The sequence below is a fragment of the Pedobacter sp. Leaf250 genome, from assembly GCF_920984735.1.
Taxonomy (GTDB): Bacteria; Bacteroidota; Bacteroidia; order Sphingobacteriales; family Sphingobacteriaceae; genus Pedobacter.
Genome location: NZ_CAKLBU010000001.1, coordinates 135,217 through 147,732 on the forward strand (window position 1 = coordinate 135,217; position 12,516 = coordinate 147,732).

At 37.6% G+C, this 12,516-nt stretch carries 8 protein-coding genes and 2 tRNA genes; 6 read left to right on the top strand and 4 right to left on the bottom strand.

What is annotated here, in order from left to right; translation table 11 throughout:
* Window positions 1–28: 28 nt before the first annotated feature.
* From LUA91_RS00715 to LUA91_RS00735, 5 genes are all read left to right on the top strand, one after another.
* Window positions 29–1,894, top strand: a complete 1,866-nt coding sequence (locus LUA91_RS00715; RefSeq protein ID WP_231424036.1) for a hypothetical protein — start codon at window positions 29–31, stop codon at window positions 1,892–1,894.
* 71 nt (window positions 1,895–1,965) lie between these two features.
* Window positions 1,966–2,394, top strand: a complete 429-nt coding sequence (locus tag LUA91_RS00720) for a hypothetical protein (protein ID WP_231424037.1) — start codon at window positions 1,966–1,968, stop codon at window positions 2,392–2,394.
* Between the two features lie 13 nt (window positions 2,395–2,407).
* The gene (locus tag LUA91_RS00725) at window positions 2,408–5,923 is read left to right on the top strand and encodes a phage tail tape measure protein (protein ID WP_231424038.1); all 3,516 of its coding nucleotides are present in this window, start codon (window positions 2,408–2,410) and stop codon (window positions 5,921–5,923) included.
* A 58-nt stretch (window positions 5,924–5,981) separates the two neighbouring features.
* Window positions 5,982–6,704 (top strand): hypothetical protein, encoded by a 723-nt coding sequence (locus LUA91_RS00730; RefSeq protein ID WP_231424039.1) that lies wholly within the window; start codon window positions 5,982–5,984, stop codon window positions 6,702–6,704.
* A gap of 282 nt (window positions 6,705–6,986) precedes the next feature.
* Window positions 6,987–7,433 (top strand): hypothetical protein, encoded by a 447-nt coding sequence (locus tag LUA91_RS00735; protein ID WP_231424040.1) that lies wholly within the window; start codon window positions 6,987–6,989, stop codon window positions 7,431–7,433.
* 49 nt (window positions 7,434–7,482) lie between these two features.
* Here the strand turns inward: LUA91_RS00735 and LUA91_RS00740 are convergent, their stop codons facing one another.
* The 4 genes from LUA91_RS00740 to LUA91_RS00755 all read right to left on the bottom strand — a co-directional run bounded on the left by LUA91_RS00740 (window position 7,483) and on the right by LUA91_RS00755 (window position 9,831).
* On the bottom strand, window positions 7,483–8,724 hold the full coding sequence (locus tag LUA91_RS00740) for a site-specific integrase (protein WP_231424041.1): 1,242 nt from the start codon (window positions 8,722–8,724) through the stop codon (window positions 7,483–7,485).
* A 294-nt stretch (window positions 8,725–9,018) separates the two neighbouring features.
* Window positions 9,019–9,105: transfer RNA gene (locus LUA91_RS00745), tRNA-Leu, on the bottom strand.
* A gap of 71 nt (window positions 9,106–9,176) precedes the next feature.
* Window positions 9,177–9,249: transfer RNA gene (locus tag LUA91_RS00750), tRNA-Gly, on the bottom strand.
* Window positions 9,250–9,342: 93 nt separating this feature from the next.
* Window positions 9,343–9,831, bottom strand: coding sequence for a regulatory protein RecX (locus LUA91_RS00755; protein ID WP_231424042.1), 489 nt, complete (start codon window positions 9,829–9,831; stop codon window positions 9,343–9,345).
* 61 nt (window positions 9,832–9,892) lie between these two features.
* Here LUA91_RS00755 and LUA91_RS00760 point away from each other — a divergent pair, with 61 nt between their 5' ends.
* A complete protein-coding gene (locus LUA91_RS00760; RefSeq protein WP_231424043.1) occupies window positions 9,893–12,352 on the top strand; it encodes a bifunctional UDP-N-acetylmuramoyl-tripeptide:D-alanyl-D-alanine ligase/alanine racemase in 2,460 nt (819 codons plus the stop codon).
* The last annotated feature ends 164 nt before the right edge of the window (window positions 12,353–12,516 follow it).

Genomic DNA, 12,516 nt, shown 5'->3' on the forward strand with positions numbered 1-12,516 from the left:
GAAAGCAAATCTTCGATTTTAATATAAAATGATCCAGATCATAAACAAAAAAGGCTTCACAGCTCATCTTTATCCAGACACTTCAATTTCAATAGAGCGGAACAATCCGCTCTTTTTGGATAATGAAAATTATTTTGAGGATATAACCTATTCTTTCAATATGCCAGCTGATGCATGGAATAAAGAGTTTTTCAAAAGTGGTCATCTGGTAGAGGCAGCAAATAGTGTTTACGAGCTTGATGTGCAAACTTTTGTTTCGGGTACCAGTTTTTTTGCTGGATTATTGAGTTATAGTTTTAAAGGGGGTGATTTCGAAGCGATTCTGAAAATCAATTATGGCGCCCTGGTTAGCTTGTCAAAAAACACCATCGTTAACAACATTACAACCCTTGATGGACGTGGTCGAAAAGAGGGCGATATCACAACTCCAGCACTAATGAAGGCCAGTTGTCAAAATCCGCAGGATTACCCATTTGCTTTTTTTCCTGTTCATAATCCAAAGGCTTTAAATGGTAAAATAAACAATTGGAATCACGAAACGCAAAATTTCGAGATTAACAGCCCATTGCGGTCATTTTACAAGTTAGAATATATCCTGCAAAAGATTTTGGAATACCTGGGCTTTGAGCTTTCGGGCACTTTCTTTGAAAACAAAGAAAATAGGGCCATCTACATATACGGAGGCACCAGCGGCGTTTTTATTGAATCATCGTTATATTTTATCCCGGAAGATATCACCATCACAGATTTTTTTAAGATGGTTAAACAGCGATTGAATATTTCCATTTCCTTTAACATTCTAGAGAAGAAAGCTTATATCGATTCGGCAAAAACAATGATAGCAGATAGCAGATTAGTTGAACTCGGCGATTTTGTTACAAAAATTGATGAAATAGCTAGGCCCAATATTATCGGCTATACCCTGAGTCTTAAGCCGGATGACACCGATGAGCTCTATAAAACAAAGATCAATGATGAAAAGCAACCGGCACCTACCAACCAGGTAATTATCGGGGATGGAGAAAAACCAATTGAGATCGATATCAGTACTTTGAAAGAAAAGGAAGTTGATAATTATGTTATACCAACCACTGATCAGCCGGTAACCGGTTACAACAAGATTCGTTTTTTACGATTCTATGGGATGAAATATGTGGGTAGTGGTAAGGTATTTCCGGAAGCCAGGGCAATGGAAATTTCAAGTGATGACATCTTTTATTACCAGTTTTTGAATGACAGTAAGAAAATTAAGCTAACAGCATTGATCAGTGTGTTAATGGCATCAAACTTAACATCTGCTCAAAAAATATCCTTTAATAGTAAGGAGGGTTTTTTGGTGTACGCCATTACCGAAAAAATATCTTATCAGATCAAAAATAAAAATGAATCTTTTATCCTGGTTGATATCGAATGTAGAACCATATCATTCGATTCCACCACAACAGTAAAAATTCAGCCGGTAATTCCAAAGTTTAACCAGGTCGTAGGCTTTGCTTCCTTCCGGGCATATTTTTCGAAACTTCTTGTTTCCCAGATCGAATATGATCTTTATTATGAGAACTGGGCGTCCAGGGCATGGCCACCCGGGCAATCAGGGCCAGATGATGTAATGCCGCAAAAAGCAGAAGGACCACGGACCGTTAGCGGTGTAATTCCCATTTCAACCGATGCTTACGGAGTTGGTGGAATTGTAGCCATCACTCCTTTTATCGAGTCTTATAGCCTTGCCCCAATTGAATTGAGAATTAAGAATGCGGTACCAAAATATATTGTTGTATTCGGAAAGGCCTATTATTTCAAACAGCGTGACAACTATTACTATTTAAGTGATCACGATTTTGATGTATTTGGTTTTGATGATCAGCGTGGCCGGGGCCTATTGATTGTCTTCTAGTCCCTGTCGTTTACCAGCGTTTCCATTAGCCCGAAATTTAAAGCATCCTAAAATATTAGGGTGCTTTTTTTATGACTACAGCAGAATATAATAAGAGTGTACGATCATGGGCAGGTAGCACGAAACGGAAGATAAAACTCAAGGTTCTGCAGCAGGTGCTCAATATTGGTCCAGGTCATGACAATCAGCAGGTAGCCGTAAAAAATTACGCGGGCGAAGCCGCTAAAATCGATTTCAGTTTCCCGTATTACATGGCCTTTGTTCACAAAGGCGCTGGCCGTGGCTATGGAGGAAACAAAACAGGATCCTTCTTCAGACCGGGACAGGGTAGAGGTACCACCAGCGCAGCAAGCATGGGTAAAATGGGTACCGGTAAACGTAAACCAAAACCTTGGTTTAATCCCGTAATAGAAGCCGAATTCCCGGCACTAGCAAACCTGGTTGCCGATCATAAGGGCGATAAAGTTATGCTCAAAATAGAAAAAATCTTAGTACGCTAAATTAATACCGCTCATGGCATCAGGATCAGCTCCTAGAAGTATAAGAGCCAGTTTATATATTGATGGTAAACCGGCAGAGAATTCAATTAAAAGTCTTACCGATTTATCCCGAAAGTTAGAACGGGAACTCAATCAGTTAACCGTAGGAACCGAAGAGTGGCAGCGCAAGCTTGCACAACTGCAGGCAGCTCGTGGTCACCTTCAAAATATTCGCAATGAGGTTCGCGGCGTTAGTGGCGCCTTTGCGCAAATTCGTGAAGAACTTGGAAAGTTCGGAACCCTAGCAGCTGGCTATTTAGGTTTTCAATTTATCACCAGTCAGTTTCAGGGAATCATTGCAGGAAACGCGAAGCTAAGCGATAGCCTTGCCGACGTTAGACGCGTAACCGGTTTAACTGAAGCCGGTGTTTTAAATCTTGATAAGAGCCTTGGCAAACTCGACACAAGGACCAGCAAATCTGAGCTTCGTGGCATGGCCATTATTGCAGGTAAACTTGGTGTTGCGAAAACTGAAATCCTTTCTTTTGTAGAGGCCACAGATAAATTAACTGTTGCCCTGGGCGATGAGTTAGGTAACGCTGACCAGATCACTACTCAGCTGGGCAAAATCCTGAATGTTTTTGATGGAAAAGTAACTGGAGATAACATTACCACGCTAGGAAATGCCATGGTTAAATTGGCAAATGATGGTGTGGCCAGTGCCGGATTTATCGCTGACTTTACTCAGCGTGTTTCTGGTATAGCCAAGACTGCAGGAATGAGCTTGCCTGCAACTTTAGCCATCGGTGCCGGTATTGAGGAATTAGGTGGGCGCTCTGAAAGTGCGGCAACAGCTATGCAAAAATTGCTATTAAGTATTTCTTCAGATACTCCAAAGGCAGCGAAAATTGCAGGAATGTCTCTTAAAGCTTATACGAAACTGTTAGCAGATGGACCGGAGCAGGCTTTATTGAAATATACCAGAGGATTGGTTGCCAATAAAAATGCTTTCTCCGAAGTAACCAAGTCATTGGATGATGCTGGAGAAGAAGGAGCAAGAACGATCGAGACCATTACCAAATTAGGACAGAATACCGAATTTTTTGCAGGTAAAATTACGGATGCGTCAACAGCAATTATTGGTTACAATGAGATTAATGAAGCATTCAATCTCAAAAATCAAACTTTAGGTGCTCAGGTCGAAAAACTTGGAAAAGATTTCAATAGCCTAAGCAGTAACAAAACACTTGTTAATTTTTTAACAACACTTGTTATTCTAGCTTCAAGTACTGTAAGATGGATCAAAGAGAACAGCGAGGCGATTGGTCGTTTCGTTAAAATGATCCTCATCGGTACTGCTGCATGGTTAGGATATCGAACTGCTCTTGTTGCCGTAAATCTCTGGACCACTTTAACTGCTGCAGGAATGGCCACTCTCCGGTCAGTTACTTTACTTTTAGCTTTGGCGAAAGCTAAATTGACTGGAGATACACTTCGAGCAGCTGCAGCACAAAGGCTGCTTGGCGTCGCGATGGCCGCAAACCCTTATGGTGTAATTTTGGCAATAATTGGTTCATTAACTGCTGCTTATGTTTTATTCTCTTCTAAAATAGAGACAGCTGCTCAGATTCAGCATGATTTGAACCAGATCAACCAGGAAGCGTTAAAAAACTCAATGCAGGAAACTGATAGAGTAAAGGGTTTGGCTGCTGCACTGAATAAACAAAACCTGTCTTTAGAAGCTAAACAAGTTATCGTTGATAAATTAAGAGCAATCATGCCAGATTATCTTAAGAGTTATACGGATGAGCAAATTAAGGCAGGGAAAGCCACTACTGCCATTAATAATTATGTCGCTGCGTTACAAAGGAAAACCAGAGCCCAAGCGGCAACAGACGCAATTCAAAAAATTCAAAGCGAAAATATAGAACTAGAAAAAGTTTGGACTCCAGCTGACTTGACTGGCTTAGATAAGGTTGCCTATAATATTGATAATGCTCTTGGTAAAGGGAAAGAATTTATGGATGGCCTTAATAGGATAGTTAAAATGGAAAATGCCCCTAAGTTATTTGCAAACAAAGCGAGGGTTAAAGAAATTTCAGCTCAAAATGAAGATGTTTTGGTCGAACAGATGATAACGCCTGATACTAAAGATCCTGCCGGAAATCTTGCACCATCTTTAAAGCCAAATAAAAAAGCAGAAACTGCTGCAGCAAAAGCGGCAAAAAAAGCCAAAGAAGATGCTGAACGATTAGCCACTGAACTCCTTAAAATCTCAAATGATTTATATCTCAAAACGCTAGAGAAAAATGATGAAGAAGTAGAATCCATACGCCTTAAGTACGCTAAACTTAAGGCTGATGCAAAAGGCAACAGTGATACCTTATTAAAGATACAGGCTCTCGAAGGTGAAGAAATGCGTCAACTAATTGCTAAACAAAAAGCTGACGAAGATAAAATTATTAAGGATGCTGCTGATAAATTAGCAAAAGAAAAGCTTGAGGTCGAAAAACAAATTTTCGAGGCCACGGCATCAAGTTATGATTTGGAAGTTGCTCAAGCGGTAGCCAAGTATGATGAGCTTATAAGACAAGCCAAACTATTTGGGATAGCTACCATTGCATTGGAAAATGCGAAACAAAAAGAGTTAGATCGCATCAAACGGAAGAAAGACGGTCTTGCTGAACCGGATGACCCAATCGAGGCGGCTAAAAAAGCTAAGGAGAAGGCCAAAAAAGAGAAAGAGGATAAAATCCAATTTGCTTTTGAAATGGCTTCAGAAATATCAAATACTGCATTCAGTATTGGTGAGAATGCCAGACGGCAGGAAAGTGACGCTAGGCTTTCTCAGCTGGAGAAGGATCGAGAAACGGAGTTATCAAACAAGAGTTTAACTGAAGATCAGAAAAATGCTATAAATGAAAAGTATAATGAAAAAATAAAAATTGAAAAAACAAAAGCCTGGGAGAATGAAAAAAAGGCTGCAATTACTCAGGCTTTAATCAATGGGGCGCTTGCTGCAACGAACATCTGGGCTACTACACCAAAAGTCGATTTTGGTGTTTCGACAATCATAATGCTAGCTGCAGCTGCAGCAAGTACTGTCGCAAGTGTCGCTTCGATAGCTTCTCAAAAACCACCAGAGTTTGCGCAAGGAGGGATGAGTAATGAAGATCCATCAGGTTATGTAAGTAGTACCACTTTGTTTAATAGATCTTCATCTGGTCGCCCATTTGTGGCGGGTGAAGCAGGGAAAGAATGGATTGCTCCTAATTGGATGTTGCAAAACCCGGTATATGCAAATATAATCGGGAGTCTTGAAGTTGCAAGAAAGGAAAAGCGGATGTATGCTATTGGAGGGTTTAATGGTGAAAATACTAGCAGCACCACTCAAGATTTCAGCTATAGTTTTGCTAAATTAGAGAACCTTGTAATGACTGTAGTGCAGGAACAGCGACGCTTTAATAATCTACCAATCGTAAACGAGTGGCAGGTTGCTGAAGAATATGCCCGAAAGCTGCAGAATGATAGAGCCTCTCAAATGGGGTAATTTAAAGCCTTGCAAATTGCAGGGCTTTTCTTATTTTCGAGCACCCAAAACTAAATCTATGACGACTCAATCAGAAAGAAATGAACGAAAGAAGCTGAATAAAGCAGGCAATAAAGTTAATAAAGGATGTATTGTACAAGTCATCGTAATCCTTATACTCGGTTTATTAGTTTTATTCTATGTTAATCGTCCCAAGGACGCAGAAATAAAAAAAGAAAATTCAAGAATCGACTCGTTAAAGGAAATTGATGCAAATAATGTTAGTGCAACAAAAAAGGCCTTTTTGCCTAAAGTTGATCCAGAAGTGCAAAAGAAGCTCAAGCCATACTTTAAGATCAAGAAAGATGAATTTGATGAAAATGGATCCATATGGTTTATACCAAAAACTGCACCTTCTTTTATAAATGCAAATGGTATATTTTGCTATTTCCAAGTTGTCAATGGTAAGGCTGAAAATTTCCGATTAAAGATTCAATATTATTCAGAAGATTGGCTATTCTTCAACGAAATTAAATTCTCTGTAGATGGTAAAGCTATTACCTATACTCCTGGCAAAACAGAAACAGACTCTGGCGATGGAGGTATGATTTGGGAGTGGAGTGATGAGGAAATTAAAAGTGATGACGCTCATCTAATAGAAATGCTAGCTTCATCTAAAATCTCAAAAATGAAATTAATTGGTAGACAATATTATAAAATAAAGAATATCACACCTAATCAAATTGCAACGATTAATCGGACGCTTAAATTGTTTAAAGCGTATGGCGGTACTTTAAGGTAAGAATACACCTTTTAAGGTTATTGAATAGCACCTATTGAGGTGCTATTTTTGTATAAAAGTTTTCCGTTCTGTAAAAGTGTTAACATTTTTGCAAACTATTTTGTAAACAAATATTACATTTTCACTTATTAATATTGCAGTGCGAAACACGTAGGAGAAATCCAACGTAAAATTTTCTTTAAACAAGATAAAGCCCGAGCGATCAGGTGGAAGTCCTGCAATATTTCGGTTTTCCGACGTGTTTCGCAGCGACTCGGGCTTATATCACAATTTTTTTCAAAAATGCGAAACACGAAAAAAACAACCAAGAAACCTACAAGGTTTAGATTGCCAGATTACACCACACCAGGTGTGTTCCCATTATTCGAAATACAAGATGGCTTAGAAAAAGCCGTCATCGTTTTCGATGTTGAAAACGATTATTTTCTAGAAAGTTTCAAAATCTTTTATGATTTCCTGATTGAAAGTAGTCCCTTGGATGTTCACCTTACTTTAGCCAAGTTCTATTTAAAAAGGCTCGAATCAAAGGCTCCAGATACAAAGATATTTGATAATGAAGAAGAAAGGTATGATTTTGATGCGCTAATTGAATTTTTAGCAATGTTATCAGTAGAACATCGGCAAAGCATACTTAACAAAAACATTAAAATGCGCACGTGCCTGAATGAGAAAAGTACTGTCATGCGAAATTACATTGACAGTAAATCAAAGCATAAGCCAAATAATTAAAATGCAATTACCCGATAATTCACTTTATCGGGTAATTTGCCGATAAAGCTTAGAATTGAAGTAAATCTTCAAATCCTGCCTGTATCTTCATCGCACTTCTTTGCTTGTAATCATCATCGATATGGGCATAACGTTCTGTAGTTTCAATTTTAGTGTGCCCCATCAATTGCTGCAGGCCGTAAACATTTCCCTCCATTATCATGTATAAATAGCCAAATGTGTGCCTTCCAACGTGGCTAGTAATCACTTTTTTAATCCCTGCTTTTTCGGCGAGTTCTTTCAACGTTTCATTATACTGCACCTGGTTGGGAAGATTAAAAAAGAAACCGGTTGAGTGGGCAAACTCATTATTAATAAATTGCTTTGCCATTGGCAGTAATGGTATCTTAATTTCTTTCTGATGTTTCCGGTTTTTATGAGGAATGAATTGGATAAAGCCATCTTCAATTTCCCAATCGGAATTAGCTTGATAAACATCAGAAATACGTAGAGAAGTGAAGCACGTAAATATAAAAGCTTTTAAAACCCTTTCTTGCCGATCCGTTAAATGGTCATCCGTTTCTCCGTCATTGAGTAAGTCAATCAGGTTCCGTAGTTCCCTACGGTTTAAATAAGTTGTTTCGGTGCCGGGTTTTGGATTGGGATAATTAATAGCATTGTCATCAACAAAGATCATTGGTTCAAGGCTTGCCAACTTCAAATATGCTTTGGCGGTGGCAATGTGTCTCCAGATGCTAGCAACCTTATAATAGTAAACTTTGCCTTGCTTGTCGGTATGATATGGGTTATGCTCAAGAAAAGCTTTAAACCCTTGCATCCATTTAAGATTAATGTTTTTAAAAAGTGCAGTAGAATCATACCTTTCAATTGCTAATCTGCATGATCTCGCATTTTCAAAAGTTTTCTTTTCAATTTCTTTTCTAATATAACGGCGGTTGCGCTCATAGTCCATAAAAGTTAAAAAGCATTCCTTCGTATTATAAATCTGAACCTCTCTCATGAACTTCTCCATTGTTAGCTCTTCATTTTTGATACGATACATCTTTTGTATCTCGGTATGTCGGGCTTTTTCCATGGCAATAAACAGATTATAATCTTTTACATCAGGATCTTTCCTAAACCTGGGCAAAAGCTTTTCAGCTTTAAAATCAATTTTCTCTTCAGGCCACTTTAATTTTAGCGGAAAATTTCGTTTTTGTCGATGGATTATAACGGTAAGATATAAACTGCCATAACCCTCTTTAGATAAGCGTTGCTTGTTAATGGTTAGCGTGTTGCTAAATGATTGCATTCTAATTGAATTGACCATTATTGATGCGTCTATTAAATTGTTAATCAATAGTTTGCGACAACGTGTTTCAACATGATTTGAAATGTTGAAACATCGAAAAGGTTTGCATACGGCAAACAGGATCAATTATTTCAATATTCTTAGCAAAAAAATTAATTAAAAATTCAACAGAAAGCTTCAAAATATGATGTTGAAACATTGTTGAAACAGATCGGACGAAAAACAGCTGTCAAGCATCTGAAAAACCCCTTTGGGGAGGGTTTAAAACCGCTTCTGGAAATCACAGAAGCAGTTTGGTACTCGGGGCGGGAATCGAACCCGCACGCCTTTGAAAGCACAGGATTTTAAGTCCTGCGTGTCTACCAGTTCCACCACCCGAGCATTAGTCAAACCTTGTAAAAGGTATTGATTAATGTCTTAAAATAAATGCCTTCTGTCCGGAAGGCATTTAGAGCGAAAGACGAGATTCGAACTCGCGACCCCGACCTTGGCAAGGTCGTGCTCTACCAACTGAGCTACTTTCGCATTAACAAAACCAATATGCTGTTTCGTTTTGGTGTTGCAAATATAGACAGATTTCTATTTCTGTCAAGAGATTTTTTATTAAAAATTTAATATTTAATTTAAATTGCTGGCTTTCAGTACCACTAAAATTAAATCGCTTTCAAATCCTCTACCTTGAAGATAGCTCATCAGCTTATATTTTCTTTTTAAAGGATTAGATTCAGCTAACGCACTTGCCTTCTTAACAGCTAAATTTTCTAAAGTCTGCATATAATCGTCATCATCCAAACTGTATAAAGCTTTTTGCAAAATTCGATCAGGAACACCTTTCAACTTTAATCCTTGCTTAATTTTTACTCTTCCCCATTTTTTAATTCTAAATTTTCCTGATGCATATTGTTTTGCAAAGCGTTCTTCATTTAAAAAATTACTGGTAATTAGTTCCGCTAAAATTTCTTCCAATTCATCGCCACGCATTCCCCATTCCACTAATTTATAACAAACTTCTTTTTGTGAACGTTCTTGGTAAACACAAAAACTTTCAGCTTTGGCTAATGCCTGTTTTTTATCTAATATTGCTGCTTCTTGTTTACCGGTTTTCATAATTAATTATTGAACTTCGTAAAAGTAAAAACGATTATCATATTTTTCTGAATATAATATCATGCTAAACCCTATATATTCCATTTCAAAAGTAGCTGAAATTTTAAATGCTGATGCAAAGTTATTTGATACAAAAGCAGTAATTCAATATTTGGTAATTGATAGTCGGTCGGTTTTGATACCGGAACATTCCTTGTTTTTTGCCCTTTTATCCCATCGTGATGGGCATGAATTTATTAAAGATGCCTACAGCAAAGAAATCAGAAATTTTGTTGTAAGTGATAGAAGTTATATTGAGCAATATCCGGATTGCAATTTTTTAAGGGTTGATAATGTGCTTCATGCATTACAAAAACTGGCTATTACCCACCGAAATCAGTTTCATTTTAATACCATTGGGATAACAGGAAGCAATGGAAAAACAATTGTAAAGGAATGGTTATATCAGCTTTTGGCAGCAGATTATAATATTGTCCGGAGTCCAAAAAGTTATAATTCGCAAATTGGAGTGCCACTTTCAATATGGCAGATTGATGCACAAAATGATCTGGGTATTTTCGAGGCAGGCATTTCAGCAGTTAATGAAATGGAAGCATTAGCTCGAATTATTCAACCTCAAATAGGAATTTTAACAAATATTGGAGAAGCACATGCCGAGGGTTTTAGTTCTAAACGCGAAAAATTAACTGAAAAACTGAAATTGTTTATCGATACAGATTTGTTAATTTATTCTCCAGAATATGTTACAGACATCAATATTAAGGATTTACCCGGCAAAAATCATTTTACATGGAGCAGTAATCAAGCTGCCGATTTACGAATTATTGCAGTAGAGCCTATTGAAGGAAATTGTTATTTAAGAGCGATTTATAAAGACCAGGAGATTGAATGCATGTTGCCATTCAAGGATAAGGCATCGATAGAAAATGGACTGATTTGTTGGGCAACTTTGCTGGCTTTAGGTTATTCTGCAGAGCAGGCAGATCAGCGTTTAGAAAAGTTAAGTCATGTAAGCATGCGCCTGGAGCTCAAAAACGGCATTAATCAATGCTCTATTATTGATGATTCTTACAGCGCCGATATTTCATCTTTAGCAATTGCCCTGGATTTTTTGAACCAACAAAACCAGCATCCTAAGAAAACGGTAATACTCTCTGAGCTTTTTGAAACCGGGCAAGATGATTTGAATTTATACACCGAAATAGCCGATTTGCTGACGCAGAAGAAAGTAAATCGATTAGTTGGCATTGGTACGCACATTTCAAAATATGCCCACCTTTTCAAAATTGAAGCTCAATTTTTTGATGATACAAATAGTTTTATTGAGGCTTTTCCGGGTTTACAATTTAATCACGAAACCATCTTGGTAAAAGGAGCAAGGCGTTTCGAATTTGGGAGAATAAGCAAGTTACTCACTCAAAAAATACACGATACCATTTTGGAAATTGATTTGAATGCTATGGTTGGTAACTTGCAATTTTATCGTTCTAAAATTAAACCTGGCGTTAAAATTATGGCTATGGTAAAGGCTTTTTCTTACGGAAGTGGAAGCTTTGAAATTGCCAATCTTTTACAGTTCCATAAGGTTGATTACCTGGCAGTAGCCTACGCAGATGAAGGAATAGCTTTGCGCAAAGCAGGAATCACCTTGCCAATTATGGTGATGAGTCCTGAAGAATCAGCTTTCGAAGCAATAATTACGTATCATTTAGAGCCTGAAATTTATAGCATCGAAATCCTTACTAGTTTCTTAAATGCTTTATCAGATTATCATTTTGATTATCCCATTCACCTAAAAATTGATAGCGGAATGCACCGCCTGGGTTTCGATTCTTTAGATATAGAAACACTATCATCATTTCTGAAAGATTCTCAACGATTGTATGTTAAAAGTATCTTCACTCATTTGGTGGCCAGTGGAGAAACCGAACACGATAGCTTTACTCAACAGCAAATTAAAAAATTTAAAGCTATTACTGATGAATTGATTACCACTTTGCAATATAAACCTATACTTCATATAGTTAATACCTCTGGCATTACCCGATGGCCTGATGCACAATTGGATATGGTGCGTTTAGGAATTGGATTGTATGGCTTTGACGCAGCATTAATTAATAATCGAGGATTAAACACCACTATGAAGCTTAAAACAACGGTTACACAAGTGAAAATGCTATTAGCTGGCGAAACGGTGGGTTACAGTAGGAGAGGTATTATGCCAAATGGAGGAAAAATTGCCACAGTGAAAATTGGCTATGCCGATGGCTACAACCGTGCTTTTGGAAATGGTGTTGGCAAAATGCTGATTAACGGAAGTTTAGTGCCAACCATTGGTTCCATTTGTATGGATATGACCATGCTAGATGTTACAGGAATGGATGTGAAACCCGGCGATGAAGCAATTGTTTTTAATGAAGAACATACCATTATGAAACTGGCAGCCGAGATTAATACCATTCCTTATGAGATACTGACAAATATTTCTCAAAGAGTAAAAAGGGTTTATTTTTATGAATAAATTGGGTTGTTGGTTCATTAGTCATTAGTCATTAGTCATTAGTCAATGGTTCATTGAGCTAGATATGGATTGTTATTATAAATGGTTAAATAGTTCATTAGATAGTGTTCAGGTTTCAGTAATCGTTAAATTGTTCATTAGTCAATGGTTCATTAGTTCATTGA